General features: G+C 68.0%; 24 protein-coding genes. 13 read left to right on the top strand and 11 right to left on the bottom strand.

Going from position 1 to position 25,763, the window contains the following annotated elements; all coding sequences use genetic code 11:
• The first annotated feature begins 16 nt into the window (after nt 1–16).
• Nucleotides 17–895 carry a LysR family transcriptional regulator gene (locus tag FHS82_RS12630; protein WP_166953322.1) on the top strand — a complete coding sequence of 293 codons (879 nt, stop codon included), beginning with the start codon at nt 17–19 and terminating at the stop codon, nt 893–895.
• A gap of 39 nt (nt 896–934) precedes the next feature.
• On the opposite strand, the gene FHS82_RS12625 is transcribed toward FHS82_RS12630, so the two are convergent.
• Nucleotides 935–1,900 (bottom strand): AraC family transcriptional regulator, encoded by a 966-nt coding sequence (locus tag FHS82_RS12625; RefSeq protein WP_166953318.1) that lies wholly within the window; start codon nt 1,898–1,900, stop codon nt 935–937.
• A gap of 142 nt (nt 1,901–2,042) precedes the next feature.
• Here FHS82_RS12625 and FHS82_RS12620 point away from each other — a divergent pair, with 142 nt between their 5' ends.
• Both FHS82_RS12620 and FHS82_RS12615 read left to right on the top strand, forming a co-directional pair.
• The gene (locus tag FHS82_RS12620) at nt 2,043–3,260 is read left to right on the top strand and encodes an MFS transporter (protein ID WP_166953314.1); all 1,218 of its coding nucleotides are present in this window, start codon (nt 2,043–2,045) and stop codon (nt 3,258–3,260) included.
• Between the two features lie 66 nt (nt 3,261–3,326).
• Nucleotides 3,327–3,728, top strand: a complete 402-nt coding sequence (locus FHS82_RS12615) for a VOC family protein (RefSeq protein ID WP_166953311.1) — start codon at nt 3,327–3,329, stop codon at nt 3,726–3,728.
• Between the two features lie 31 nt (nt 3,729–3,759).
• Here FHS82_RS12615 and FHS82_RS12610 read toward each other — a convergent pair whose 3' ends face one another.
• Complete coding sequence (locus FHS82_RS12610) at nt 3,760–6,039, bottom strand: mechanosensitive ion channel family protein (protein ID WP_166953307.1); 2,280 nt, start codon at nt 6,037–6,039, stop codon at nt 3,760–3,762.
• 344 nt (nt 6,040–6,383) lie between these two features.
• Between FHS82_RS12610 and FHS82_RS12605 the strand changes: the two genes are divergently transcribed.
• The 6 genes from FHS82_RS12605 to msrA all read left to right on the top strand — a co-directional run bounded on the left by FHS82_RS12605 (nt 6,384) and on the right by msrA (nt 11,859).
• Entirely contained in the window at nt 6,384–6,872 is a 489-nt protein-coding gene (locus tag FHS82_RS12605; protein ID WP_166953305.1) for a hypothetical protein, read from the top strand.
• A gap of 16 nt (nt 6,873–6,888) precedes the next feature.
• Complete coding sequence (locus FHS82_RS12600) at nt 6,889–7,560, top strand: L,D-transpeptidase (RefSeq protein WP_246225317.1); 672 nt, start codon at nt 6,889–6,891, stop codon at nt 7,558–7,560.
• A gap of 43 nt (nt 7,561–7,603) precedes the next feature.
• On the top strand, nt 7,604–8,653 hold the full coding sequence (locus FHS82_RS12595; RefSeq protein ID WP_166953301.1) for an amino acid ABC transporter substrate-binding protein: 1,050 nt from the start codon (nt 7,604–7,606) through the stop codon (nt 8,651–8,653).
• Between the two features lie 104 nt (nt 8,654–8,757).
• Nucleotides 8,758–9,258 (top strand): peptide-methionine (R)-S-oxide reductase MsrB, encoded by a 501-nt coding sequence (gene msrB, locus FHS82_RS12590; RefSeq protein ID WP_166953298.1) that lies wholly within the window; start codon nt 8,758–8,760, stop codon nt 9,256–9,258.
• 10 nt (nt 9,259–9,268) lie between these two features.
• Entirely contained in the window at nt 9,269–11,143 is a 1,875-nt protein-coding gene (locus FHS82_RS12585; RefSeq protein WP_166953295.1) for a cytochrome c biogenesis protein DipZ, read from the top strand.
• A 14-nt stretch (nt 11,144–11,157) separates the two neighbouring features.
• The gene (gene msrA, locus FHS82_RS12580; protein WP_208394211.1) at nt 11,158–11,859 is read left to right on the top strand and encodes a peptide-methionine (S)-S-oxide reductase MsrA; all 702 of its coding nucleotides are present in this window, start codon (nt 11,158–11,160) and stop codon (nt 11,857–11,859) included.
• Between the two features lie 4 nt (nt 11,860–11,863).
• On the opposite strand, the gene FHS82_RS12575 is transcribed toward msrA, so the two are convergent.
• The 3 genes from FHS82_RS12575 to FHS82_RS12565 are packed head-to-tail and all read right to left on the bottom strand — an operon-like array spanning nt 11,864 to nt 15,416.
• Nucleotides 11,864–12,796: a putative B6 ABC transporter permease subunit 1 gene (locus FHS82_RS12575; RefSeq protein WP_166953276.1), complete on the bottom strand. Its 933-nt coding sequence runs from the start codon at nt 12,794–12,796 to the stop codon at nt 11,864–11,866.
• Between the two features lie 2 nt (nt 12,797–12,798).
• Nucleotides 12,799–13,854, bottom strand: a complete 1,056-nt coding sequence (locus FHS82_RS12570; RefSeq protein ID WP_166953273.1) for a putative B6 ABC transporter permease subunit 2 — start codon at nt 13,852–13,854, stop codon at nt 12,799–12,801.
• On the bottom strand, nt 13,851–15,416 hold the full coding sequence (locus FHS82_RS12565) for a putative B6 ABC transporter ATP-binding protein (protein WP_166953269.1): 1,566 nt from the start codon (nt 15,414–15,416) through the stop codon (nt 13,851–13,853). The genes FHS82_RS12570 and FHS82_RS12565 overlap by 4 nt, the downstream gene beginning before the upstream one ends.
• A gap of 142 nt (nt 15,417–15,558) precedes the next feature.
• Between FHS82_RS12565 and FHS82_RS12560 the strand changes: the two genes are divergently transcribed.
• Nucleotides 15,559–15,999, top strand: coding sequence for a hypothetical protein (locus tag FHS82_RS12560; protein WP_166953266.1), 441 nt, complete (start codon nt 15,559–15,561; stop codon nt 15,997–15,999).
• A gap of 17 nt (nt 16,000–16,016) precedes the next feature.
• On the opposite strand, the gene pstB is transcribed toward FHS82_RS12560, so the two are convergent.
• From pstB to FHS82_RS12535, 5 genes are all read right to left on the bottom strand, one after another.
• Nucleotides 16,017–16,886, bottom strand: a complete 870-nt coding sequence (gene pstB / locus FHS82_RS12555; RefSeq protein WP_166953263.1) for a phosphate ABC transporter ATP-binding protein PstB — start codon at nt 16,884–16,886, stop codon at nt 16,017–16,019.
• Nucleotides 16,883–18,247 (bottom strand): phosphate ABC transporter permease PstA, encoded by a 1,365-nt coding sequence (pstA, locus tag FHS82_RS12550; RefSeq protein WP_166953261.1) that lies wholly within the window; start codon nt 18,245–18,247, stop codon nt 16,883–16,885. The genes pstB and pstA overlap by 4 nt, the downstream gene beginning before the upstream one ends.
• A gap of 1 nt (nt 18,248) precedes the next feature.
• Nucleotides 18,249–19,619: a phosphate ABC transporter permease subunit PstC gene (gene pstC / locus FHS82_RS12545; protein ID WP_166953441.1), complete on the bottom strand. Its 1,371-nt coding sequence runs from the start codon at nt 19,617–19,619 to the stop codon at nt 18,249–18,251.
• Between the two features lie 80 nt (nt 19,620–19,699).
• Entirely contained in the window at nt 19,700–20,731 is a 1,032-nt protein-coding gene (locus FHS82_RS12540; protein WP_166953258.1) for a substrate-binding domain-containing protein, read from the bottom strand.
• Nucleotides 20,732–21,163: 432 nt separating this feature from the next.
• Nucleotides 21,164–21,727, bottom strand: a complete 564-nt coding sequence (locus tag FHS82_RS12535; RefSeq protein WP_166953256.1) for a cysteine hydrolase family protein — start codon at nt 21,725–21,727, stop codon at nt 21,164–21,166.
• A gap of 113 nt (nt 21,728–21,840) precedes the next feature.
• Here FHS82_RS12535 and FHS82_RS12530 point away from each other — a divergent pair, with 113 nt between their 5' ends.
• Both FHS82_RS12530 and FHS82_RS12525 read left to right on the top strand, forming a co-directional pair.
• Nucleotides 21,841–22,974, top strand: a complete 1,134-nt coding sequence (locus FHS82_RS12530; RefSeq protein WP_166953254.1) for a GlxA family transcriptional regulator — start codon at nt 21,841–21,843, stop codon at nt 22,972–22,974.
• Nucleotides 22,971–23,465 carry a cupin domain-containing protein gene (locus tag FHS82_RS12525; protein ID WP_166953252.1) on the top strand — a complete coding sequence of 165 codons (495 nt, stop codon included), beginning with the start codon at nt 22,971–22,973 and terminating at the stop codon, nt 23,463–23,465. The genes FHS82_RS12530 and FHS82_RS12525 overlap by 4 nt, the downstream gene beginning before the upstream one ends.
• Nucleotides 23,466–23,475: 10 nt before the next feature.
• Here FHS82_RS12525 and pdxR read toward each other — a convergent pair whose 3' ends face one another.
• Nucleotides 23,476–24,930: a MocR-like pyridoxine biosynthesis transcription factor PdxR gene (pdxR, locus tag FHS82_RS12520; RefSeq protein WP_166953250.1), complete on the bottom strand. Its 1,455-nt coding sequence runs from the start codon at nt 24,928–24,930 to the stop codon at nt 23,476–23,478.
• Nucleotides 24,931–25,047: 117 nt separating this feature from the next.
• On the opposite strand from pdxR, the gene FHS82_RS12515 reads away from it, so the two are divergent.
• Entirely contained in the window at nt 25,048–25,752 is a 705-nt protein-coding gene (locus FHS82_RS12515) for a glutamine amidotransferase (protein ID WP_166953248.1), read from the top strand.
• Nucleotides 25,753–25,763: the final 11 nt, after the last annotated feature.

Here is a 25,763-nt window from a genome sequence, read left to right as displayed (position 1 = left end):
GAGCTGAAAGCGCACCATGGAACTGCGTGTCCTGCATGCATTCGTCGAGGTCGTCCGGCAAGGTGGCTTTTCCCGGGCGGCAAAGACGGTCTTTTCCACGCAGTCGACGGTCAGCAAGGCCGTGCGGCGGCTGGAGGACGAAGTCGGCGCGCCGCTCTTCGACCGCGTCGGCCATCGCAGCGTGCTGACGGAGACGGGCGAGATCGTCTATCGCCGCGCCCAGCGCATTCTGGCGGAGCGGGACGACATGTTCGCCGAGATCGGCGAACTGCGCGGGCTGAACAGCGGCACCCTGCGGCTCGGCCTGCCGCGCATCGGCAGCAGCATCCTGTTCGCGCCGCTTTTCGCCCGCTATCGCCAGCTCTATCCGGGGATCGACATCAGGCTTGTCGAGCAAGGCAGCGACAGGCTTGAGGAAATCCTGCTCTCGGGCGAGATCGATCTGGCGGCATCCCTGTTGCCTGTTTCCGACGATTTCGAATGGCAGAGCGTGCGGATCGAGCCGCTGATGGCCCTTGTCCCCGCGAACCACGAACTCGCGCAGTCGCCTGCGATCGATGTCGACATCCTGCGTCGGCAGTCGTTCATCCTGTTCGAAAGCGGTTTCGGCCTGAACCGCATCATCATGGACTTCTTCAAGCGCAACGACATCGCGCCCACCATCGCGGCGCGCAGCAGCCAGATAGACTTCATCGTCGGCCTCGTCGCTGCCGGTCTCGGCATCGCCTTCCTGCCGCGCATGATCGCCGGCCAGCGCCCCCATGCGCAGGTCAAGGCGGTGCCGCTGCAGGACCCGCTGACGGACTGGCACATGGCCCTGATCTGGCGGCACGGCGCCTATCTCTCCCACAGCTCGCGGGCGTGGCTTGAGATCGCGCGGCAGGAAGCGGCATGAGGCGTTCCCGCCCGGCGGCGATGCGCCGGCATGGCGGCCTCAGGACGGGACGGCGGATCGTTCCTCTTCGAGCGCCGGGTCGCCGGCGCGCCGCAACTGCCCGGGCGAGGTGCCGGTCGCCCGTTTGTAGGCACGGCTGAATGCGGCGCGCGAGCCGTAGCCGAGACGCCGCGCGGCGCCATCGATCGACAGGCCGTCATTACCGATCCACCGGGCGGCGAGGCGCATCCGCAGCGCGAGCAGGTAGCGGGACGGCGTGGTCCCGGTGACGGCGACGAACCGCTCCGCGAACACCGAGCGCGAACTGCCCATCTCCGCAGCCATTTCCTCGATCGTCCAGTCATGGCCGGGCTTGCGGTGCAGCGCCGCGATCACGCGGCCGAGGCGCGGATCGCGCAGCGCCTCGACCCAGCCCGTGGCATCGCCGCAACCGCCCTCGACCCAGCCGCGGACGATGCTCGCCGCCACCACATCCGCGAGCCGCGCCAGAATGCCCGCAGCGCCGGCGCGCTCGGCCGCCATCTCCCGCTCCATCGCCGCGAGCAGGGGGTGGAGTTCCGGCTGGCGGCCCGTCAGCGCACGCACCGACAGAACCTGCGGCATCAGGCTGACCAGCGGATGCAGCGTATCCAGCTCAAACTGCATCCGGCCGGAGAAGATCAGCGTCTCGCCGTTCTCGCACGCCTTTTGCGCGAGATCGTCGATCATGCAGATGTTGCTGCAGAGGGGAACGGTCTCGTAGCTGTCGAAGGGGCGAACCCTCGCGCCCGGCGCCGAAACGAGGGCGTGTGCATCGCCGCGCGGCAGCAGCACGGCGTCGCCGCAGCTCAGACCGGTCATCTCGCCGTCCGCCGGGCGCAAGCGGAGCGTACCGGTCGCGACGAAGTGGAAATGCGCGTCGTCCGTGGGTGCGAAGCCGATGCCGAAGGGCGGCGCCAGCCGCAGCTTGCTGTAGCTCGCGCCGCGAAGGCGCATGCCCGACAGCAGCTCGCTCACAAGATCCATGGGGTGGGGCTCCTCCTCGCGACTTCCGGAGTATCGGTTACATAGTTCGGCGAAAATGGCATAGATCGTCCGGAAGCGCCACCCACATGCTCCCCATTCACTCCTCAAGCAAGGGAGCCCGAATGTGGGCAACGCTACAGCAATGAACGACAGTCGCACACCCGAGCCCGAGTACGAGTCCGAGCCGGAGCTTCAGTCCGAACCCGCCTGGGCGGCTGTGGTCTCGATGGGCCTTGGCGTATTCGGCCTCGTGGGGGCCGAGTTCCTCCCGGCGAGCGTGCTGACGCCGATGGCGAGGGACCTCGGGATCACCGAGGGAATGGCCGGGCAGGCCGTGACGGCGACGGCGGTCACCGCCGTCCTCAGCAGCCTGCTGATCGCGGTGCTGACGCGCCGGCTGGACCGGCGCATCGTGCTCATGGGATTTTCGATCCTGCTGATTATTTCGAACCTTGTCGTCGCGCTGTCTCCCAACCTGCCATTGCTGCTTGCAGGGCGCGTCCTGCTCGGCGTGGCGCTAGGCGGTTTCTGGGCGCTGTCGACAGCCACGGTCATGCGGCTGGTGCCGGAACACCATGTGCCGCGTGCGCTCGCGATGGTCGTGTCCGGCGTCTCCGCGGCCACAATATTCGCCGCGCCGCTGGGCAGCTATTTCGGCGATCTGTGGGGATGGCGGTCCGTGTTCCTCGTGGCGGCGGTTCTCGGCCTCGTCACCGTGATCGTCCAGTTCGCGAGTCTGCCGGCGATGCCTTCGCGCAGCCTCTCGCGATTCGGAACGTTGGGCGAGCTGCTGTCCCGCCGCCACATCGCCATCGCGCTGGTCGCCGCGCTGCTCGTGTTCGGCGGCCATATGGCGATGTTCACCTATGTCAGGCCGTTCCTCGAATCGGTCACCAATACCGACGTGACCGGCATCTCGATCATGCTGTTCGCATTCGGCATCGCGAGCTTCCTCGGCAATTATCTCGGCGGGTGGCTGCTGCAGCACTCCATGCGCCTGACGCTTGCCGCGACGCCGCTCGTCATCGGAGCGCTGGCGTTCATGCTCGTCGGGTACGGCGGCCATGTCGAGACGGACGCGGCGATCATCGCGCTGTGGGGCCTGGCCTTCGGCACGATTCCCGTCGGATGGTCCGCCTGGATCGCCCGCGCGGTGCCCGACGAGGCGGAAACGGCGGGCGGCCTTCTCGTCGCCGCGATCAATCTGGCGATCACCACGGGTGCGGCGGTCGGCGGGCTGATCGTCGACGCGACGGGCGTCGGTACCGTCTTCATGCTGAGCGGCGTCGTGCTCTGCCTGGCGTCGATGACCGTCTTCGCCGGCGTCCGGACAAAGTTCGCCGTGCGCGCGGCCGTGTGACGGTGGCGTTTCCGGCCGGGATGGGGTAAGTGTGCGCCGTTCTCATCCCTGCCGGAGACGATACCTGTGCTGGACCATATCAGTATCATCGTTTCTGATTTCGCCCGCAGCAAACGGTTCTATGAAGCCGTCCTGCATCCGCTCGGCTACCGGTTGATGACCGAACTGCCGGAAGCGGCGGGCTTCGGCGTATCGGACGGGGAGGGGAAGTCCGGCGATCCCGGCGGGGATCTCTGGATTGCCCGGGGCAAGCCGGTTCCGCCGCTCGTCCATGTGGCGTTCAACGCCGCCAGCAGCGACGCCGTGGATGCCTTCCACGCAGCAGCGCTGGCGGCCGGCGGCAGGGACAACGGCGCGCCGGGGCTAAGACCCCAGTATCATGCGCGCTACTACGCAGCTTTCGTTTTCGACCCGGACGGCTACAACATCGAAGCCGTCTGCCACGCCGGCGCATCCCGGAGCGAATGAAACCGGCGCGCGTCGGGATGCCGCGCGCGGGTCAAGCCTCGCGTTCCCGCGCGGCGGCGAGGCTGTCGCGTATCTGCCCCGCAGCGGCCGTGGCCGCATCGCCGTTACCGGCCGGGCCGTTGCCGGCCACGTGCACCTGCGGCAGCGCGAAGCGGATACCGGCCTCGTCGAAAGCCTGCTTGATCTGTCGCAGCGCCATGCGGCGGATCATGAACTGCTCGCCCGGCCGCGTCATGATCTTGCATTTGATCTGAATGCCGTATTCGCCGAACTGCTCGACACCCTGCATCTTGAGCGGCTGCAGGATGTTGGCCGCGTGCTCCGGATCTTCCGCGAGCTGCTGGCCGATGTTCTTGATGATCTTGCGCGCCTTTTCCAGATCGGTGTCGTAGGCGACATTGATGGTGAACTTGTCCATCACCCAGTCGCGGCTCATGTTTTGCACCGCGCCGAGCTGGCCGAAGGGCACGGTGTAGACGGGACCGCGATGGTGGCGCAGCTTGACGGAGCGCAGCGAGAAGGACTCGACCGTGCCCTTGTAGCTGCCGCTCTGGATGTATTCGCCGACCCTGAAGGCATCGTCGAGCAGGTAGAAGATGCCGCTGATCACGTCCTTGACCAGCGTTTGCGAGCCGAAGCCAACGGCGACGCCCACGACGCCCGCGCCCGCTATCAACGGCCCGATCTCGATGCCGAGCCCGGAGAGCGCCATCAGAATGGCGATCACCGCGATCACTACCAGCAGGATATTGCGGAAGATCGGCAGCAGCGTGCGCAGGCGCGCCTGCCGCACAGGATCGTCGCCATGGCCGATGCCGGTCTCGCCCGCGGCAACCAGCGCATCCTCGCCATGCGCACCCGGCGGCCCCGCCTGCGCCAACCGCGCATCGATGGCCGCCTTGATCAGCTGCCACAGGAAATCCGCAAGGAAGAGCGTGATGACGGCGTTCAGGATGCCCCGCATCAGCCGTTTCAGGGGCGTGGTCTGGTCGGTGAGGGCGATGAGATCGATGTGCCACACCTGGGACATCCAGTAGACCGCGCCGACCACCAGCACCAGCCGCGCGCCGCGATTGAGGCAGACTTCGAGCACGCCGGCATACCCCGCCTGGACGCCGCCCGCCGGGCGAAGCAGGCGCTTGACGCGCCAGTCTATGGCCTTGATCGTGACCGGCAGCACGACGGCGAAGGTCAGCAGCCAGAACAGCCCGCTGAACCTCACCGCCGAAAGCCACCACAAAACGACACCCAGCACGGTCAGCAGGATGTTGACGGTGCGCTTTCCAAGCTGTTTCCTGACCTCGCCCGCCGGACGCCGCCAGACGGCCTCCAGACCGATCGCCAGCTGGACAAGGCCGAGCAGATAGGCGCATGCCTGCACTGAAACACGCGGCACTTCCAGCACGTCCAGGGTTTCGATGGTGGCGGCGGCGAGCACGAACCAGCCGATGAACAGCACCAGCCGGCGATGCCAGAACACGGCCTTCGCCAGCTCGCCGTTGACCGGCCCGGCCATTGCCGGAGCGGCGAGGGCGGCTTCCTCGCCGCTACCGGCCTCGGCCGCCGGCTGCGGTTGCGGCGCCGGATTGATGAGCAGCACCCGCAGCACGTGATAGGCGAGCAGAATGGCGACGACCGCGAGCGCATAGGCGATCACGACGGTCTTCAGCACCGGCGGCCATTCGAACAGCATGAGCGCGATCAGGACGCCCGCCGTGAAGGCCAGGGCGGGCAGGGCGGCGATCAGCAGCCGCAGGCCGAGCCGCCCAAGCCGGATCAGGGGATCGGGATGGGCTTGCTGCCACGCGCGCGTCGCGTTGCTCCCCAGTCTGCGCGTGGCGAACGCGCCGGCCGCGCCGAGGGCGAACGCCAGCAACGCAAGTTCGCCGCCGTGCTCGGTGTCGCTGCCGTGGACAGCCTCGGCCAGCCGGTCGCCGGCCTCCGCCATCCGCGCCGGCAGATGCGGCAGCGCCGCCACGATCTCCCGTACGTGCGCACGGGAGCGGGCAATGCGCTCCGCAAGGCTGGCGGACGTGCTGATGCTGGCGGGCGGGTTCTGCCGCGGTTCGGCAACCGCCGCCGGCGCCGCCGGCGCGGCCGTTTCCCGGGCCTGCCGCAGCCAGTCCTGCACCGCAGGGTCGGCCAGCAGGTCAAGCAACGCGCGCACCTGCACCGGCTGGCCGGCGGCCTCATGCGCCGGCGCGGCCGGCGGCGTCCCGCCTTGCGCGACGGCGTGGCCGCAGAACATCAGCAACAGCAGCAGAAGCAACCCGGCGATTCTGGCGACACCTGCAGACACAGCCTCCACCATGACCAAGCCCCTTCGACCAAGTCCTCTCGACCAAGTCCCCTCGACCATGTCTCTTCCGGCTTCTTGCCGGATGCCGACAGTTTCATCTCTCTGTATGAGGCGGTGCCGTCACGGCGTCAACGGCACGCAGGCGATGCACGCTGCTATTGCAGGCGCGAAGAACGGCAGTCTAGCCGCTCTCTTTGTTGCACGGAATTTATATTTAATCTGTACAACCGTGTTCAGGACTGGTCCGGCGCGTTGACACGACGCAACTCGACTATATAGTCGCCGGTGCCGGATGCGGATGGGAGGCGCTGCGCAGCGCCCTGCCGCACAAGAATGCCAACGATGCGGGAGGGGCGATGGGAGACGCAGTTTTGTGGCGTGGAACGCAAGGGCATCTCGGCAAGGCGGCCATGGCCGCGGGATGTCTGGTTTCGCTCCTGCTCGCCGGTTGCGGTGGCGGCTCGATGTCGCGGAACACGGGGCCGGCTCCGGCCCAGTTGCCGCGTGAGGCGATCGTCGGCAGCTGGGGCATCGCCTCCTTCCACAACGAGAAGGACCGCAAGCGGACCGAGGCAGAGGCGCGTGCGCAGTGCCGCCAGCCCTACGTCATCAGCCTGGGACCGACCGACGGCGTGATGATGCATGTCGCGGACGACGCCAAGATCTATGAGCTGCGGCTGAAGGCCGGTGCCGACGGCACGACCTATATCGGCTTCGAGGCGCCCGCCGGCGATCCGCAGGACCGGCAAATCCTTTCAGCCACCGACACCGAGCTGATCATGCGCTTCGTCGATCCGGACGCGCACCGGCGCTACGGCACCTTCGTCTTTATCCGCTGCAGCTAAACGAGACCGAACAGGCATGACCGCGACCTGCAAGACTTTCCCATGGACGGCGTTTTCGAGGACGGCATTCGCGGGGGCTGCATGCCTCGGCGTGGCGCTGGCGCTCGCCGTCGCCGCCCCGGGCGCCGCGCGCGCCCAGCCGGCGGCGGCCGCGCAGCCGCCGTTCGAGGAAACGATGGACATCAGCGACGAGCCGGGCCGCGTCTCGACGGAGGAGGTCATCATCACGGAAGGGCCGTATGCCCGCCAGATGGTGTTGTTCCGCTCCAGCGAGGCGCCGGGCACGGTCGTCATCCATACGTCGGAGCGCTTCCTCTACGTGGTGCAGGGCAACAACCGCGCCCTGCGTTACGGCATCGGTGTCGGCCGCGACGGCTTTCAGTGGTCGGGGCTCGTCAAGGTCAGCCGCAAGTCCGAGTGGCCGGACTGGCGTCCGCCGCCGGAAATGCTGCAGCGCCAGCCCTATCTGCCGCGTTTCATGGCCGGCGGCCCAGGCAATCCAATGGGTGCGCGCGCACTTTATCTCGGCTCCACGGTGTTCCGCATACACGGCACCAACCAGCCGGAGACGATCGGAGAGGCCATCTCGTCCGGTTGCTTCCGCCTCGCCAACGGCGATGTGATCGATCTTTACGAGCGCGTTCCTGTCGGAACGAAGGTCATCATCCGGCACAAGGCGACGCTGTAAAAGCGACCGCAGGCCGCACTTCGAAACAGGGAGCCCGAGGGGCATGAACGAGACCGCCGGAAACCGCCTTCGCCGCCCGCACAGCCGCCTTGCCTTCGGGCTGGCCGGCGTCCTTTCCCTTGCGCTCGCGGCGCCGGGACTGGCCGGCACGCTCGACACCGTGAAGCAGCGCGGCACGCTCAACTGCGGCGTCAGTGAAGGGATCAGCGGCTTTTCCGATCAGGATGCGCAGGGGCACTGGTCGGGCTTTGACGTCGATTTCTGCCGCGCCGTCGCGGCCGCCACCCTCGGCGATCCGGAAAAGGTCGCGTTCACGCCGCTTTCGGCGAGCGCGCGCTTCGAGGCGCTGAAGAGCGGCAAGGTCGATCTGCTGTCGCGCAACTCGACGTGGACTCTCGGCCGCGAGGCGGAACTCGGGCTCGCCTTCGCCGGCATCACCTACCACGACGGGCAGGGATTCCTGGCGAACCGCGCGCTCGGCGTCGACGGTGCGCTCGAACTCGACAAGGCGAAAATCTGCGTCGAGAGCGGCACGACGACGCAACTCAACCTGGCCGACTTCTTCCGCGCCAATTCGATCACGTATGAGGAGAAAGCCTTCCCCAACGCGGCAGAGGCTTTTGCCGCGTTCGAGTCCGGCACCTGCGACGTGCTCACCCGCGACCAGTCGGCCCTCTACGGCGAGCGCCTGCGTCTCGCGCGGCCGGCGGACGCGGTGGTGCTGCCGGACGTGATCTCGAAGGAGCCGCTCGGCCCCGTCGTACGCAACGACGATTTTGCCTGGTTCAACGTCGTCAAGTGGGTGAACTTCGCGCTGGTCAACGCAGAGGAACTCGGCATCTCCTCGGCGGCCATCGACGAGGCGCTGAAGTCGCAGAAGCCCGACGTGCGCCGCTTCACGGGGGCGGAGGGCGATTTCGGCAAGGCGCTCGGCCTCGCTCCGGACTGGGCCATCCGCGCCGTGAAGGCCACCGGCAACTATGCGGAAATCTACGAACGCAACCTCGGCACGGGCTCGAAGCTCGCCATTCCGCGCGGCCTCAACCAACTCTGGAACATGGGCGGCATCCTCTACGTTCCCGCCGTGCGCTGAGGCACGCCATCGACACGGACTTGTTACAATTTGCCTGAGGACTTCCGGACCCGCCCGTGCCAACATCTGCGCGGGTTCGGGAGGCGGGCCTCAGGAGTCGGGTCATGGCCATTTCCAGAAGGTATCTCCTCGGAGCGGCGGCGGTCCTCGGCGGAGCGGCGGTTTCATGGCGCCTGACGGCGCCGACCGCCGCGCGAACGCCAGAGGAAGCTTTTCCTTTCAGTCTGACGGACGCGCAGTGGCGCGCCCGCCTGTCGGCGGCGCAGTATAGCATCCTGCGCGGGCATGGCACCGAACAGGCCTTCACCAGCCCGCTCAACGACGAGCATCGGGAAGGCGCGTTCAATTGCGCGGGTTGCGATGTGCCGCTTTTTTCCTCCACGACGAAATTCGACAGCCACACCGGCTGGCCGAGCTTCTGGCAGCCGCTGGAGCAGGCGGTCGGCACGCGCCTCGACACCAGTTACGGCATGGTGCGCACGGAGGTGCACTGCCGGCGATGCGGTGGCCATCTGGGCCATGTCTTCAACGACGGCCCGCCGCCCACCGGCCTGCGCTACTGCATCAACGGCCTCGCGCTGACGTTCGCCCCCGCCGGGGCGTGAGGAGAGCCGCATGCTGGTTCTGTTGTCGTATCTCGGCGGTGTCCTCACCATCGCGAGCCCCTGCATCCTGCCCGTGCTGCCTTTCGTGTTCGCGGGAACGGGGCGTTCCTTCGCGCGGTTCCAGTTGCCGATGCTCGCGGGCATGGCGCTGGCCTTCGCCGCCGTCGCGTCGCTCGCCGCCGTCGCCGGCGGATGGGCGGTGGAGGCGAATACCTGGGGCCGGCGGATCGCGCTGCTTCTGATGGCGCTGTTCGGACTCGCGCTGCTCTTTCCGTCGCTGGGCGATCGGCTGATGGCTCCCTTCGTGGCCGCCGGCGACCGGCTGAACCGGCGCGCGGGGCAGGGCCACAGCATCGGCGGCGCGCTCCTGCTCGGCGTGGCGACGGGCCTGCTGTGGGCGCCCTGCGCGGGGCCTATCCTGGGGCTCATCCTCACCGGCGCGGCCCTTCAGGGCGCGAACGCGCAGACCTCGCTGCTGCTCGTCGCCTATGCGGCTGGCGCCGCGACTTCCCTCGCTGTGGCGCTGCTTGCGGGCGGGCGCCTTCTGGCGGCGCTCCGGGCGCGCATGGGCACGCTGGAAGGGCTGCGGCGCGGCGCGGGCGTCGCCGTGCTCGTGGCCGTCGCCGCAATCTCGATGGGGCTCGACACCGGCGTGCTCGCCCGCGTCTCGACGGCCAGCACGACGCGCATCGAGGAAGCGCTGATGAACGGCCTCGGCCTCGGCGGGCGCGGAGAAGGGGACACGGCGTCAGCGCCCGGCAACGCCATGATGCAAGGCGGTGCAATGATGCAGGGCAACGCCATGATGGCGGGCGGCGCGATGATGCAGGGCGGGGCGATGATGGCGGCACCCGGCAGCGCCATGATGGCGGCACCCGGCGCCATGCAGCCTCAGGGCGGCGAGGCTTCCGTCCTGCCGGTGGAAGGGCGCATTCCCTCGTTCTCCGGCGCTGTCGCGTGGCTGAACAGCGAACCGCTGACGCCGCTGCAACTGCGCGGCAAGGTGGTGTTGCTGGACGTCTGGACCTATTCCTGCATCAACTGCCTGCGCACGCTGCCCTACGTGAAGGCGTGGGAGGAGAAGTACCGGGACCGCGGGCTCGTCGTCATCGGCATCCACGCGCCGGAGTTCGCCTTCGAGAAGGACATCGGCAACGTCCGCGCGGCGGTGCGCCAGCTCGGCATCGCCTATCCCGTGGCCATCGACAACGACTACGCCATCTGGCGCGCGCTGGAGAACCGCTACTGGCCCGCCCATTATTTCATCGACGGGCAAGGCAACATTCGCCACCATCACTTCGGTGAGGGCGATTATGCGAAGTCGGAGGAGGTTATCCGGCAATTGCTGGCCGAAACAGGCACCGTGCCGCCGGCGCAGGACGCGACTGTGTCGCCGGTGCAGGGCGGGGTGATGCAGGCGGCGGACTGGGGCAATATCCGCTCGCCTGAAACCTATCTCGGCTACGCACGCATGGATCATTTCGCCTCGGCCGAGCCGGTGGCGAGGGACGGCAGCGCCGCCTACACGAAGCCGGGCCAGCTCGCCCTCAACCAGTGGGCGCTGGACGGACGCTGGACAGTGGGGCCGGAGGCCGCGCAGACCGGGGCGCCCGGCGGACGGATCGTATTCCGCTTCCATGCACGCGATCTCAACCTCGTGCTCGGCAGCGAGGGCGACGATCGGCCCGTGCAGTTCCGGGTGCGCGTCGACGGCAACCCGCCTGGCGCCGACCACGGCCTCGACGTCGACGACGAGGGCAACGGCACCGTGCGCCAGCAGCGGCTTTACCAACTCGTGCGCACAACGGGCGAGGTTCGCGAACGCACGTTCGAGATCGAGTTTCTGGCACCGGGCGCGAGCGCCTACGCATTCACCTTCGGATGAGGGAGGAGAGGACCATGGCAAGCAGGAAAGCAGGCAGGAAGTGGCCGGCGCTGGCGGCGCTGGGGTTCCTGCTCCTCGCGGGGCCGGCGCTGACGGCGGAGCAGGCCTTCCGGATCGACCCGCCGGCGCAGGACCTGCCGGCAGCGGAGATGCAGTCCGCGAGCATCGTGCTCGCGGGAGGCTGCTTCTGGGGTGTGCAGGGCGTGTTCCAGCACGTGAAGGGTGTGACGTCCGCCGTGTCGGGATACGCGGGCGGCAATGCCCGGACGGCGAGCTACACGCTGGTGTCGACCGGGCAGACCGAACACGCCGAAGCCGTCGAGGTGACCTACGATCCCCGCCAGATCAGCCTCGGGCGCATCCTGCAGATCTTCTTCTCCGTCGCGCACGATCCCACCCAGCTCATGCGCCAGGGGCCGGACGTGGGGCCGCAGTACCGTTCCGCCATCTTCCCCGCCAACGAGGCCCAGCGCAAGGTCGTGGCGGCCTATATCGCGCAGCTCGACGCCTCGGGCGCGTACCGGAAGCCCGTCGCGACGAAGGTGGAAGCCCTGAACGGATTTTTCCCCGCCGAGGACTATCATCAGGACTACATGACGCGAAACCCGCGCCAGCCCTATATCGTCATCAACGACGCACCGAAGGTCGACAACCTGTCGAAGCTGTTTTCCGACCTGTACCGGGAGAAGCCCGTGCTCGTCTTCGCAGGCGGGTAAACCGTCAGCGCGCGCCGCGTTCGTAACTCGACCCGAGCGCCGGCGGCAGGCTGGCGCGGCGGCCGGCGACGACCAGCACGAGCATTACCGTGGCGAAGGGCAGCATCTGGATGACGTCCGTCGGCACGTCGACGCCAGCCACCTGCAGCGCCGTCGTCAGGGACAGGCAGACGCCGAACAGCAGCGCCCCGCCCAGCACCCGCAGCGGCCTGCCGCGCGCCAGCATGGCGAGCACGATGCCGATGAAGCCGTTTCCATGCGTCATGAAGGGAACGAAGACGCCGCTGGCGACGATGGACATGAAGGCGCCGGCAAGCCCGGCGAACAGGCCCGTGCACAGAACGGCGACGGTGCGCGTGCCGACGACATCGACACCGGCGGCATCGAGCGCGGCAGGCCTGTCGCCCGCCGCCTGAAGCGCGATGCCGAGATAGGTGCACCGGTAGACGTAGATCATGATGCCGACGAGCAGCACCGCCAGATAGACGATCGCCGGACGGTCGAAAAGCGCCGGGCCGACCACGGGAATGCGCGACAGCACGGGGATTGCCAGCGTCTCCGGCGCATCGAGCCGCGGATAGGTTGTCGCGAACCGCACATTGTGCAGAAGCGCCGTGATGCCCTCGGCGCCCAGCGTCAGCGCGATGCCGATAACGATCTGGTTGAGGCCGAGGCGGACGCACAGCACCGCCATGAGGGCCGCCACGGCCATGCCGCCCGCCGCGCCGGCGAGGAAGCCGGACGCCGCCGATCCCGTCTCGTAGGCCAGCACGAAGCCGGCGTAGGCTCCGATCAGCATCATGCCTTCGAGGCCGATGTTGAGAACGCCGGCCTTCTCCGACAATTGCTCCCCAAGCCCCCCGAGCAGCAAGGGAACGCCCGCGACGACAGCGCCGAGCACGAGCGAGGCGACGAAGGCTTCGGTGAACAGGCCCATGCTCAGTCCTCCCCCTTCCGCTGGCGGCGCTGGTCGAGATACTCGGCGAGGCCCAGCACGACCAGCAGGATCGCGACGATGACAAGGGAGAAGTAGCCCGGCACGCCGAGCCGCCGCGCCGCGCTCTCGCCGCCGATCGACAGCACGGAAAACAGGAAGACGAAGGCGATGGTGCCGAAGCCGTTGAAACGCGCCAGAAAGACGAGAGGTACCACGGTCAGGCTGTAGGCGGGATTCCAGTCCGCCCGCACATTGCCCTGCGTGCCGAGGACGTCGACAGCGCCCGCGAGGCCGGCGAGGGCGGCGGAAATGCCGAAAACGACAACGGTGAGCATGGGCACCGGCAGGCCCGCGTGCAGCGCCGCGCCCGGATTGGCGCCGACGGTGCGCAGCTTCAGCCCGAATGCCGTACGGGTCATGACGAGATGCACCGCCACGACGGCGACAAGGCCGATCAGCAGGCCGGAGGAGACGGTGGTGTCGAACAGGCGCGGCAGCCTGTCCGCCACCGGCAGCGTGCGCGTCTGCGGCACGGTCGTCGCGGGATCGCGGAAAACGAGCTTGATGAGGACATTGGCGAGCGACACGCCAAGGAACGTCATCATCAGCGTGGTGATGATCTCGTTGATGCCCTGAAAGGCGCGCAGCAGCGCCGGCAGCAGGGACCAGAGCGCCGCCACGGCGGCGCCCAGCACCAGGCAGGCGGGCAGCACGAGCCAGACCGGCGCATGAGCCGCCAGCGCAGGCGCGGCGGCGGCGGCCGACACGGCGGCGAGCAGGAACTGTCCGTCTCCACCGAGATTCCAGATGCCCGCCCGGAAGGCGACGATCAGGCTCGCCGCGATCAACAGCAGCGGCCCCATGCGCGTGAGCGTCGCCTGCAGGCCAGAGGGGGAAAGCAGGCCACGGCCAGCCACATAGCCGTAGTAGGCCAGCGGATCGACGCCCATGGCGAGCAGCAGCAGCGCGCCGGCGAGCAGCGCCACAGCGACCGGCCCGAGCGCGAACAGCGCCGCGCGCGCCCATGCGGCGGATCGGGTCGTCCGTTCCACGTTCATTGCGTCGTCCCGCTCATGAGTTCGCCGATCCTGCGGCGCGCGTCCGCGTCGTTGTCGACCGTGCCGACGATGCGGCCCCGGGACATGACGGCGATCCGGTCGGCCAGTTCGAGCAGTTCCCCGATGTCGGTCGAGATAAGCAGCACGGCGCATCCGGCCTCAGCCGCCTCGCGAATGCGTCCGCGGGTGGCGTGGGTGTTCCGCACGTCGAGGCCGTAGGTGGGCTTGGCGAAAACGACGGCCTCCGCCGTGCCCGTCAGCTCCCGGGCGAGAAGCACCTTCTGGATGTTGCCGCCCGACAGCCGCGCCACCGGCGTGCCGACGCCGGGCGTGCGCACGTCGAACGCGCCGACGCGGCGGCGGGCGTGATCGGCAATCGCGGCTGGCTGCTCGACACCCTTGCGCCAGAAGGGCGCCTCGCCGATCTGCTTCAGCACCAGATTGGTGGCGACGGAAAACGGACCGACCGTGCCTTCGCCCAACCGGTCGTCAGTGACGTAGCGCAAACCGAGGGCGCGGCGCTCGCCGACGCCGGCCCTGTCGATGGGACGGCCGTTCAGGGTGAGGGAGCCGGCGCGAATCGGCCGCTGGCCGGCGAGCGCCTCGGCGAGCTGCTTCTGCCCGTTGCCATCGATGCCAGCGATGCCGAGGATTTCTCCCGCCCGGATCGTGAAGCCGACACCGCTGACCGGCACGGCATCGTCGTCGATGGCGAGATCGCCGGCCGCCAGCACGACGGGCCCCGCGGGCGTCGCGCGCCGCCGGCCTTCCGGGCCGCGCGTCCCGTCGGCCGCGTCGGCGCCGAACATGGTGCGGACGAGCCCGGCGGTGACAGCCGCTACATCCCCCGCCTTCAGGTCCTCCGGCCCCAGGGAAGCGACGTTGCGGCCACGCCGCAGGACCGATATCCTGTCGCCCCAGGCAATTGCCTCGTCGAGCTTGTGCGTGATGAAGACGACGGCGAGGCCGCCTGCCGCAAGACGGCACATCAGCGCGCCAAGCTGCTCGGCGTCGCGCGGGGTCAGCATGGCCGTCGCCTCGTCGAGAATCAGGCAGCGGTTGCCGCGCATGAGCGCGCGGACGATCTCCGCCTGCTGCCGCTCGCCCAGCGAGAGCGAGCCCGCGAGTGCGAACGGATCGAGCCGCACCCCGATGCTTTCAGCCCGCGCGCGCATACGCTCCGCCGCGCCGGCGCGGTCCGGCCGCTTCCACCATGGGCCACCGAGGATGAAGTTGTCGACGAGCGACAGCGAGGGCACGAGCATGGAATGCTGGAACACCGTGCCGATGCCGAGATCGAGCGCCTTGCGCGGCGAGGAGATGTCGATCGGCTCGCCACCGACGACGATACCGCCCTCGTCCGGCCGCTGCAGGCCGGCGAGCATGGCAACGAGCGTTGACTTGCCCGCGCCGTTCTCGCCGAGCAGGACGTGAACCTCACCCGGCCGGAAATCGATGCTGACGCGATCGTTCGCCACGACGCCGGGAAAACGCTTCGTCACCCCGCGCAGGGAAACGACCGCCTCCCGCGCCGTGGCGCCTGAAACGGAACTGCCCACCATACCCCTCGAACTCTGTATCCTGCCCGGAAAGCGCTCAAAATAAAGAATCTAGAACCTGTCCTTTTTCAACGTAAACAGGACAGGTTCTAGGTGAATCGTCGGACAGAAGATAAGAAATTTTCTGTTTTTCCGGAGGTGTCGGATGCAGTTTTCTCCCGTTCCGCCGCTTGCGGCCGCGTTTGCAGTCATGCTTGCGGGCGGGGCCGTTGCGGAGGAAGGTCGCCCGGCGCCTCGCGGCCGCGAGGGGCTCACGCGCGTGCCGATGACATTCGCCAACGCCGGCCCGGCCTCCATGGCCTGCGCGAGCGCCATCGCGCACTGGCATTCGCTCGATCTCGGCCGAGCGGAGGCTGGCGGCAGCATCGCCTTCGATCTCTGGGCGGATACGGCGAGCGGCGCGATCTTCCTGCTGAACGGCAGCGAGGACCGCATGCCCGTGGAGTCGCTGTGGTGCGGCATCGCCGGCAGGTCGTGGGAGACGCGCGCGACCATCGCACTGGCGCGACGGGCAGGCGTATCGCCGCCGCCGGGCGACTTCCTCTGCCGGCAGGCGGAAGATCACGTCATCTGCGAGGCGCGCTGAGGCAGGCGCGCGATTCCTCACCCGATGCGGCCGGTGATGTAGTCCTGCGTCTTCTTCGCCTGCGGATGCCGGAGGATCACTTCGGTCGGACCTTCCTCGACCAGCCGCCCGAGATGGAAGAACGCCGTCCGCTGGCTGACGCGCGCCGCCTGCTGCATGGAGTGGGTGACGATGATGATGGTGTACAGCAGGCGCAGTTCGTCGATCAGCTCCTCGATCACGGCGGTTGCGATCGGGTCGAGCGCCGAGCAGGGCTCATCCATCAGGATCACCTCCGGGCTGACGGCGATGGCCCGCGCGATGCACAGGCGCTGCTGCTGCCCGCCGGAAAGGCCGGTGCCGGGCTCGCGCAGGCGGTCCTTGACCTCCTCCCACAGCCCGGCTCTCCTGAGGCTCGCGACGACGATATCCTCAAGCTCGGCCCGGGAGCGCGCCAGCCCGTGAATGCGGGGACCGTAGGCGACGTTCTCGTAGACCGATTTCGGGAATGGATTGGGCTTCTGGAACACCATGCCGACGCGGGAGCGCAACTCGACGACGTCGAGGGAGGGGTCGTAGATGTTCTGGCCGTCCAGTGTGATCTCGCCGGTGACGCGGCAATCCTCGATGGTGTCGTTCATACGGTTGACGCAGCGCAGGAAGGTCGTCTTCCCGCAGCCGGAAGGGCCGATCAGCGAGGTGACGGCCTTTTCCGGAATGTCCAGCGAGACATCGAACAGCGCCTGCTTGTCGCCGTAAAAGACGTCGACGTGCCGGGCCCGGAGCCGGACGTCGCGCGGCACGGTGTCCGGTGTGCGCACGGTCTCGCCGTATGCCGGCCCTGCCGCGCTCGCGGAAACCGGCGCGTGGGGCGCGCCGGTGTTGTCAGGCGGAATCGAAACGGTCATACGCGACGCTCCAGTCGTGTGCGCAGGAAGATGGCGAGCGCGTTCAGGGTGATCATCAGGCCGAGGAGCACCATGATGGCCGCCGAGGTGCGGGCCTCGAAGAAATTGCGGTTCTCGTTGCCCTGCCACAGATAGATCTGCGCCGGCAGGGCGCTGGACTGGTCGAACGGCGTCGCCGGAATGGAGGCCACGAAGGCGTTCATGCCGATCAGGAGCAGCGGCGCCGTCTCGCCCAGCGCCTGCGCCACGCCGATGATGGCGGAGGTGAGGATCGCCGGGAAGGTGACCGGCAGCACATGGTGAAACACCGTCTGCGTGGGCGACGCGCCGACAGCGAGCGCCGCCTGCCGCAGGGAGAGCGGCACGGCCCGCAGCGCCGAGCGGGTGGCGATGATGATGGTGGGCAGCGTCATCAGCGTCAGCACCAGCCCGCCGACGACGGGCGCGGACATGGGCAGGCCGAAGTAGCGGATGAACACCGCCGCGCCCAGCAGACCGAAGACGATGGAGGGGACCGCGGCCAGATTGTTGATGTTGACCTCGATGAGATCGGTGACGCGGTGCCGGGGCGCGAATTCCTCAAGGTAGATGGCGCTCGCGACGCCGATCGGCACGGCGAGGGCGATGACGATCAGCATCATGTAGAGCGAGCCGACGAACGCCCCCGCAAGCCCGGCCGCCGCCGGCGCGGAACGCGAATCCGTGTTGGTGAAGAGGTGCCACGCGAACGCGAAGCGGATCTTGCCTTCCGCGAGCAGGGTGTCGGCGAGCGTGCGCGTCTGCCGGGAAAGCTGCTGGCGCGAGTCCGGCAACGCCCGGTTGATGGTGCCCTTGAGCCAGTTGTCCGTGTTGGCGGAGGCCAGCATGTCGACCCGCACCGTCTGTCCGAGCAGGCCGGGATCGGCCACGAACATGTCGCGCAGCCGGTGTCGCTCGTTGGTCTCGACCAGCGCGAGCGCGCCTCGCCTGTCGATCTCGAAGCCCGGCGGCGCGGCGTTGCGCACGGCAGTCTCGACGATGGCGCTCCAGTTCGCGAGCGTCACCTGCCGCTGCCAGACGAGCATGGCGGCCCGATAGTCGGCTTCGGACTGCCCGGCAGCGCGCGCGGGAGGCGGCGCGACGGTGATGACCGCGGGATCGAAGGTGACGTCGAGCGACAGCGTGGCCTGCATGAAGGCGGGCGCGCCCTTGGAGGCCATCATCCCGAAAAGGGTCGCCACGAGGCCCAGCGCGATGACGATGGCGGTGAGGCCCCCGGCCCGGAACAGGCGCTCGATGAGATGGCGGCGGGAAAGGCTGGCCCTGACGCACAGGCGCCGGCGGTTGGCCAGCTCGGCTATATCGACGGCGATATCGGCCATTTTACTCGTATTGCTCCCGGAAACGGCGGACGATGTAAAGAGCGACCATGTTGAGCAGCAGCGTCATCACGAAGAGGGTGAGGCCGAGCGCGAAGGCGACAAGCGACTGCGGACCGGCGAAATCGGCGTCGCCCGTCAACTGGTTGACGATCGTGACGGTGATGGTGGAAACCGGCTCCGCCGGATTGAAACGCAGGACCGGGCTGTTGCCGGCCGCGAGCACGACGATCATCGTCTCGCCGATAGCCCGGCTGATCGCCAGAAGCAGCGCCCCGACGATACCGGGAAGCGCCGCGGGCAGCAACACCCGGCGGATGGTTTCCGATTCCGTTGCGCCAAGCCCCAGCGAGCCGTCGCGCAGCGACAGCGGCACCTGGCGCATGATGTCGTCCGACAGCGAAGAGACGAAGGGGATGATCATGATCCCCATCACGAGCCCCGCTGTCAGGGCGCTGGTAGCGCGGATGTCGAGGCCGATGGCGGCGCCCGTGTCAGACAGGAACGGCCCCACCGTCACCAGCGCAAAAAAGCCGTAGACGATGGTGGGGATGCCCGCGAGCACCTCGACGATCGGCTTCGCCACGTTCCGCAGGCGGGCGGAGGCATATTGCGACAGGTAGATTGCCGTCATGAGCCCGACGGGGATGGCGACGAGCATGGCGATGATCGCGATCATCACCGTGCCCCACAGCAGCGGCAGCAGGCCGTATTCCCCGATCGCCGCCGTGCCGGTGGTGGCGAAGCCCGGATTCCAGACCGTGCCGAAGAAGAAATCCGCCGGCGCGACGAAACTGAAGAAGCGGAACGCCTCGTTGAAGAGCGAAACCACGATGCCGACCGTGGTGAGGATCGCGAGGGCGGAACAGGCGAGCAGCAGCACCCTGACCACGGACTCGACCTTGTTGCGCGCCCGCAGCGTGGGCGAAATGCGCCGCAGCGCCGCCAGCAGGCCGAGAATGCCGACGCCGGCAGCGGCGGCCATGACGACCAGAAGCGCGAAGGTATGGAACCGGCGCACCGCCTCGCCGGCTGCCGCCTCATACGGCTGCACCTGCCCGGCGACGCCGAAGCCCGAGGCAATGGCCTCGATACGCCGGACAGCGGTGAGGAATGCGGGCTCGTCCAGGGCCGCGACGTCCGGCGGTAGTTGCGCGACGATGAAGGCGCGCGTCATCCCCGGCCCGAACAGCACCCACAGCCCGAGGACGAGGAGCGCGGGCAGGAGACACCGAATGGCGACGAGGGAGCCGTGGTAGGCGGGGCGCGAATGCAGACGCACGCCCGTCGCGGCGATCGCCCGGCTGCGCGAGAAGCCCTGCGTGTAGGCAATACCCATGAGAACGAGAAGCAGCGCGGCGACGAGGAGGGGGATCACGTTCTTGTCTTTTCGTGCTTGTCTTTTCGTGCGCGGTGGGAAGGCGGCGGAGGATATCCGCCGCCTCCGGGAATGACTCAGAGGTCGGAAGCCTTGAGGTTCTTGCCCGCCTTGAATGATGCGAGGAACCCGGCGGTCTCCGCGGCCGGAGCCGGGATCAGGCCGGCGGACTCGAGGCGGCCGCCAACGCCGGCGATCTCCGGCGACAGGAAGAACGCGACGTATTCGTCGATGCCGGGCACGACGCCGATGTGCTCGCCCTTGACATAGAAGAAGAGAGGACGCGACACGGGATACTTGCCGGCGGCGATGGTTTCCAGTGTCGGCTCGATGCCGGAGACGGTGGCGACCTTCAGCGTGTCGCGGTTCTGGTCATAGAACGACAGGCCGAAAACGCCGACCGTGTTGGGGTCGGACTGCAGGCGCGCCAGCGTCTCGGTGTAGTCGCCGGCGATCTCGATGACCACGTCCTTGCGGAAAGCGGTCTGCGCATCTTTAGGCGCATCCTTCGGCGGGTTGCTCGCCTTGAAGCCGGCGGCGATCACGCGCTCCTCGAACACCTCGCGGGTGCCGTGGTTGGAGGCGGGAATGGCAAGCGCGATCGGCTGGTCGGGAAGCGAGGCGTCGACCTGCTTCCAGCTCTTGTGGGGGTTGGGAACCCACTTGCCGTCGATGTAGAGCTGGGCCGCGATGGCCTTGTAGACGTGGACCGGCTCAAGCTTGAAATCGCCCTTGTTGATCGAGACGGCGAAGACGATGCCGTCATAGCCGATCTGGACTTCGCGGATGTCGTTGACGCCGTTCTTGTTGCACGTCTCGACCTCGCCGGCGCGGATGCGGCGCGAGGCGTTGGCGATGTCGATGGTGCTGGGGCTCACGCCCTCGCAGAACTGGCGCAGGCCGCCGCCCGTGCCGCCGGAGGCGACGACGGGCGTCTTGAACTGCGGGAAGGCCGCGCTGAATTCCTCGGCGACGATCGACGCGAAAGGCAGAACAGTAGACGACCCTGCGATCTGGATGGTGTCCCGGCTCTGGGCCAGGGCGCCGTTAGCAACAAACACGCCGGCAACGGCAAGAGCGGCAAGGCTCGCCCGAAATGCGTTCTTCATGATCGTTCTTCCATCTTAGAAGCGGTTGGACGTTGCGAAGCTCCCGACGAGCCGGCGATATCGCAAGAACCGGCCGGCTTTTCTTCGCGGGCGCCGCCGCACAGCTCTCGGAGGCGGCTGTCAATATTTCTATGTCATTTAAGTGACATCTGTGAGACACGAATAGATCATTTACAGGTAATTGAATACGTGCAAAAATATAAAATTTTCCTTATTGTCTTGATTTATATCAAAAATCGCTCGGCGCGGAATTGAAATACAACGACCTGAAAATTCAAACAGGCAAGCTATAAATTACTGCAATATAGAGAAAAGTCGAATTCGGTCGCGCGCGGAAAGAGCTTGCCTTCCGGGCCGGAGGGTACGGAAAACAGATGCGCCCGGCTCGATGGCCGGGCGCATCCAGATTGTCAGCCAGCAGCGATGGTCGCGTCAGGCCGCCGGGCTTTCGGCGGTCAAGTATTCGTCGGTCGACCGCAGGGTGGCGTAGGCGAAGCCCAGTGCCGCCATGGAGGCGGCATGAACCTGCGCCGCCGGAATGGTCGTGTCGTTGAAGTTCAGGTCCCGCGTGGCGACCGCATCGTGAACGACCGTGGTGGTATAGCCGTAGTCGGCGGCGGCGCGCGCGGCTGCCTCGACGCACATATGACTCATCGCACCGGCAATCGTCACGTCGCTGACGCCGTTACGGTCGAGCACGTCCTTCAGGTCCGTGCCGCGAAATGCGTTGACCGCGTGCTTGAGCACGACGGTCTCGCCATCGCCGGGCTCCACGGCCGTGTTGATCGTCGCGCCTTCGGAACCCGGCGCGAAGAAGGGCGCGTCCGCCGATGCGAACTCATGGCGCACATGCACCACGAGGTCGCCGCCAGCGCGCGCGGCGTCCAGCAGCCGCGCCGCATTGGCGGCAGCGGCGTCGATGTTTTCCAGCGGAAACCGGCCTTCCGGAAAATAGTCGTTCTGCAGATCGATGAGAATGAGAGCACGTCTGGTCATGAATGCCTCCTTGCATACGCGCTGTGGCGCGTTCCTCCACGCTTGTAGGGATAGGCGAGCCATGGCAGGATGCCTATTGGCGATCCTGACAAAGAACGAGGCATTTTCGACAAATGGCATCAGCGGACCGCGCCCGGCATATCGGCATACTGATTTACCCGGGCGCGCAGATGTCCGCCGTCCTCGGGCTGACCGATCTGTTCGTCACGGCGGATCGCCTTGCATGCGGCCGCCTCGGCGCGACCAAGCCGCTGCTGCGGGTGAGCCACCTCGCCCCCGCGCCGGACGGCGAGGCGGTTGAAACGGTGCTCGACATGCATCCGGATGGAGAGGGCCGTCCCGACGTCATCATCTTGCCGCCGAGCCTGGGCGACCCGCCGCTTGCGAGCGGCCCGCCGTCGGGCGCAGGCCTCGGGTCGCTGCTCGACTGGCTGCGGGAGAGACATGCCGACGGCACGATCCTCGCCTCCGTCTGTGCCGGCGCGTTCCTGCTCGCCGAAACCGGGCTGCTCGCGGGGCGGACGGCAACCACGCACTGGATCTATGCCGAGCCCTTCGCTGCGCGCTTCCCGGCGGTGCACGTCGACGCCGGAAAGCTGCTGATCGATGACGGCGACATCGTCACCGCCGGCGGGCTGATGGCGTGGACCGATCTCGGCCTGCATCTCCTCGACCGGCTCCTGGATTCCGCTGCTATGTTCGAGACGGCGCGCCTGCTGGTCGTCGATCCGCCGGGACGCGAGCAACGTTACTACACTGCCTTCTCACCGCGCCTCGACCACGGCGACGGGCCGATCCTGAAGGTGCAGCGCTGGCTGCGGGAGAACGGCACGCGGGCGATCACCGTCGGCGACATGGCGGCGCGGGCCGGCCTTGAGGAGCGGACCTTTCTGCGGCGCTTCAGCGCCGCCACGGGCCTGCGGCCGATCGAATACTGCCAGCACCTGCGTATCGGCAAGGCCCGCGAACTGCTGGAAAACACGAACACCGCCATCGACCGGATCGGCTGGGACGTCGGTTACGGCGATCCGGCCTCGTTCCGCAAGCTGTTCCTGAAGCTCACGGGCCTGACGCCCGGTGCCTACCGCCGCCGCTTCGGCGCCTTCCATGGCGACACGCGCGACGGCGATCGGGCGTGTCCGCGGTCGCCGGTTTCCGGCGGGGCGGATGCGGCTGCCATTTCGCCCGAAGCGGGAAGGGGCCCTTACTCCCGCAGGCCCATCGTCAACCGGGATGCCGCCGCATGAGACCCGTTGTCCGCCTCGACGAACTTGCTCTCGCCACCCAGTCCCACGGCGCTTCCTTCGAGGCGCGTTTCGCGTCGGTCGCGGCGCCGCTCGGCGCGCGCAGGCTCGGCGCCCGTTACGTCGAGGTGCCGCCCGGCAAGAAGGCATGGCCCTATCACGCGCACCACGCGAACGACGAACTTTTCGTCATCCTCAGTGGCTCCGGCACGGTGCGTTTCGGCGGGGAGATCTATCCGGTAAGCGCGGGCGATGTCGTCGTCTGCCCGTCAGGCGGCCCGGAAACGGCTCACCAGCTCATCGCTTCCGACGATGAACCGCTGAGATATCTCGCGGTCAGCACCATGCACGAGCCGGATGTGATGGAGTATCCCGACAGCGGCAAGCTGACGGTCTTCGCCGGCGCACCGCCCGGCGGCAACAAGGCCGCAAGGCGCGTCGACCTCACCGTGCGCGCGGACAGCCGTGTCGACTACTGGGACGGCGAGGATTGACCGCCGGCGGTCACGCCCGGTGCGCGGCTTTCACGAACAGCTCGACGGCGCGGGCAAGTTCGGCTTCGTCCAGACCGGCGAAGCCGAGGCGGAAGGCTTCCGGCGGGCGGGCGACATCAAGCGCGAAGCGGACGCCCGGCAGGACGGAAAGGCCAAGGCGCGCCGCATTAGCGGCCCAGCTTTCCGCCGCCGGGGTTTCCGCGTTTTGCCGCAGCCGCAGCCAGATGGCGAGCCCGCCCGCCGGCAGCGTGAACGCGGCTGAACCGCCGAGGCGCTCCGTCAGCAGCGCCGCCAGGCTGTCGCGGCGGGCATGGTAGATCCGCCGCGCCTTGCGGGCATGCCGCGCGAGGGTGCCATCGGCGATGATTCCGGCGAGAGCCTGCTCCAGCGGCACATCGCCCTGCCGGTCGATGGCTTCGCGCCGGTCGGCCATTCGCCGCAGGAGAGCGGCGGGCGCGACCGCATAGCCGATGCGGATACCGGGAGCGATGAGCTTCGACAGCGAGCCGAGATGGATCGCGGGGACGTCTGGCTCCGCCCGCGCAGCCAGCGGCAGCACCGGCCGCCCCTCGAAACGGTACTCGTGGTCGTAGTCGTCCTCGATGACGGTGAGGCGAAAGCGCCGCGCGATCCCCATGAGCCGCAGCCGCCGTGCCGCGCCGAGCGTGACCGTGGTCGGATATTGATGATGCGGCGTGACGTAAACGGCCTTCAGTCGCGGCTCGCGCTCCGCCAGCCGTTCGAGCGCGTCGGGCACGATCCCGCCTTCGTCCACCGGCACGCCGACGACGCGCGCACCGGCGGCGCGGAAGGCCGCCCATGCAAGCGGATAGCCTGGCGTTTCCACGGCGATCGCGGAACCGGGCTCCGCCACGGCGGCAGCGGCGAGGAACAGCGCCATCTGGCTGCCGCGCGTGATCAGAATGTCACCGGCTTGCACCGTCAGGCCGCGCTCCTCCCTGAGGTAGAGCGACAGAGCCTCGCGCAGGGCCGGGCTGCCGCGCGGATCGCCATAGCCGCCGCCCGCGAGGAACGACGGGGCGGCCAGCGCGCGGCGGAAGGCCCGCCCGAGCGCGGCCACCGGTGCGAGCCGGGGATCGGGCGCGCCGTCCGACAGGCTCAGCATGGGCCGCGCATCGCAGACGACCTCGGCCTCGGCGGCGGGCATGGCGCGGACTGGTGCCCGTCCGGACTCGGGCAGGTCGCCGGCGACGAAGGTCCCGCGCGACGGCTCGGCCGCGAGCCAGCCTTGCATGACGAGTTCCTGATAGGCGGCATCGACTGTGTTGCGGTTGAGCGAAAGGCTTTTCGACAGGGCGCGGGTGCCTGGCAGCGGGTCGCCGGGGTTCAGTCGCCCCCGCTCTATCTCGGCGACGATGGCGCGGGCAAGTGCCAGAAAGACGGGCTCCTTGCCCGCCGGCCTCACCTCGATCGCGAGTGTCGCGCCTTTTCCCACCCGGCCCATCCATTTTTCATAATCCGGCTCTCCACAACAGTCCGGATCGGAGCTATCGCATGAAGGGTCGGCAACGGCAACCCGGCCGATCCGCCGGCGCTGCATAGAGAGGGGAGAGAGGGCGCGATGCTCAAGACCGCGATCGCCATTCGCCATATCCATTTCGAGGGCCTCGGCACTTTCGAGGCCGTGCTGTCGGGCGCGGGCTTCAAGCTGCACTATCACGATGTGGGCGCGGCGGATTTCGCGGCGCTCGACCCGCTGGAGCCCGATCTGCTCGCCGTGCTCGGCGGGCCGGTCGGAGTCTACGAGGCGGACGCCTATCCCTTTCTGGCCGAGGAACGGGCGCTGATCGCGCGGCGGCTCGATGCCGGGCGCCCGCTTTTCGGCATTTGTCTCGGCGCGCAGCAGATCGCCGCCACCCTCGGCGCGGCGGTGGCGCCGGGCGGCGCCAAGGAAATCGGCTTTTCACCCCTGACGCTAACGGACGCAGGCCGGCAGAGCCCGCTGCGCCATCTCGATGGCGTGGCGGTGCTGCACTGGCACGGCGATGCCTTCGCCATTCCGGAGGGCGGCGTCAACCTGGCCTCGACACCGGCCTGCGCGACTCAGGCCTTCTCCCGTGGGCCGAACGTGCTCGGCGTGCAGTTCCATCCCGAAGCCGACGCCTGCGCGGGGCTGGAACCCTGGCTCATCGGCCATGCCTGCGAGCTTGCGGCTGCGGGGATAGATCCACGTGCCATCCGCGACGATGCGCGCCGTCGCGGCCCGGCCCTGCGGGAGGCCGGCCGCGCCATGTTCGCGGAATGGCTGGAGCAATTGCAGCCATGAGTACCGCAATC

This window comes from Pseudochelatococcus lubricantis, assembly GCF_011762225.1.
Lineage (GTDB): Bacteria > Pseudomonadota > Alphaproteobacteria > Rhizobiales > Beijerinckiaceae > Pseudochelatococcus > Pseudochelatococcus lubricantis.
This window is presented reverse-complemented; position numbering and strand designations above follow the sequence as displayed.

Bases quoted from the DNA above. Each gene is read 5' to 3' on its own strand.
- FHS82_RS12630 (WP_166953322.1), top strand. From the start codon at position 17: ATGGAACTGCGTGTCCTGCATGCATTCGTCGAGGTCGTCCGGCAAGGT.
- FHS82_RS12625 (WP_166953318.1), bottom strand. From the start codon at position 1,900: ATGGATCTTGTGAGCGAGCTGCTGTCGGGCATGCGCCTTCGCGGCGCG.
- FHS82_RS12620 (WP_166953314.1), top strand. From the start codon at position 2,043: ATGAACGACAGTCGCACACCCGAGCCCGAGTACGAGTCCGAGCCGGAG.
- FHS82_RS12610 (WP_166953307.1), bottom strand. From the start codon at position 6,039: ATGGTGGAGGCTGTGTCTGCAGGTGTCGCCAGAATCGCCGGGTTGCTT.
- FHS82_RS12605 (WP_166953305.1), top strand. From the start codon at position 6,384: ATGGGAGACGCAGTTTTGTGGCGTGGAACGCAAGGGCATCTCGGCAAG.
- FHS82_RS12600 (WP_246225317.1), top strand. From the start codon at position 6,889: ATGACCGCGACCTGCAAGACTTTCCCATGGACGGCGTTTTCGAGGACG.
- FHS82_RS12595 (WP_166953301.1), top strand. From the start codon at position 7,604: ATGAACGAGACCGCCGGAAACCGCCTTCGCCGCCCGCACAGCCGCCTT.
- msrB (WP_166953298.1), top strand. From the start codon at position 8,758: ATGGCCATTTCCAGAAGGTATCTCCTCGGAGCGGCGGCGGTCCTCGGC.
- FHS82_RS12585 (WP_166953295.1), top strand. From the start codon at position 9,269: ATGCTGGTTCTGTTGTCGTATCTCGGCGGTGTCCTCACCATCGCGAGC.
- msrA (WP_208394211.1), top strand. From the start codon at position 11,158: ATGGCAAGCAGGAAAGCAGGCAGGAAGTGGCCGGCGCTGGCGGCGCTG.
- FHS82_RS12575 (WP_166953276.1), bottom strand. From the start codon at position 12,796: ATGGGCCTGTTCACCGAAGCCTTCGTCGCCTCGCTCGTGCTCGGCGCT.
- FHS82_RS12570 (WP_166953273.1), bottom strand. From the start codon at position 13,854: ATGAACGTGGAACGGACGACCCGATCCGCCGCATGGGCGCGCGCGGCG.
- FHS82_RS12565 (WP_166953269.1), bottom strand. From the start codon at position 15,416: ATGGTGGGCAGTTCCGTTTCAGGCGCCACGGCGCGGGAGGCGGTCGTT.
- FHS82_RS12560 (WP_166953266.1), top strand. From the start codon at position 15,559: ATGCAGTTTTCTCCCGTTCCGCCGCTTGCGGCCGCGTTTGCAGTCATG.
- pstB (WP_166953263.1), bottom strand. From the start codon at position 16,886: ATGACCGTTTCGATTCCGCCTGACAACACCGGCGCGCCCCACGCGCCG.
- pstA (WP_166953261.1), bottom strand. From the start codon at position 18,247: ATGGCCGATATCGCCGTCGATATAGCCGAGCTGGCCAACCGCCGGCGC.
- FHS82_RS12540 (WP_166953258.1), bottom strand. From the start codon at position 20,731: ATGAAGAACGCATTTCGGGCGAGCCTTGCCGCTCTTGCCGTTGCCGGC.
- FHS82_RS12535 (WP_166953256.1), bottom strand. From the start codon at position 21,727: ATGACCAGACGTGCTCTCATTCTCATCGATCTGCAGAACGACTATTTT.
- FHS82_RS12530 (WP_166953254.1), top strand. From the start codon at position 21,841: ATGGCATCAGCGGACCGCGCCCGGCATATCGGCATACTGATTTACCCG.
- FHS82_RS12525 (WP_166953252.1), top strand. From the start codon at position 22,971: ATGAGACCCGTTGTCCGCCTCGACGAACTTGCTCTCGCCACCCAGTCC.
- pdxR (WP_166953250.1), bottom strand. From the start codon at position 24,930: ATGGGCCGGGTGGGAAAAGGCGCGACACTCGCGATCGAGGTGAGGCCG.
- FHS82_RS12515 (WP_166953248.1), top strand. From the start codon at position 25,048: ATGCTCAAGACCGCGATCGCCATTCGCCATATCCATTTCGAGGGCCTC.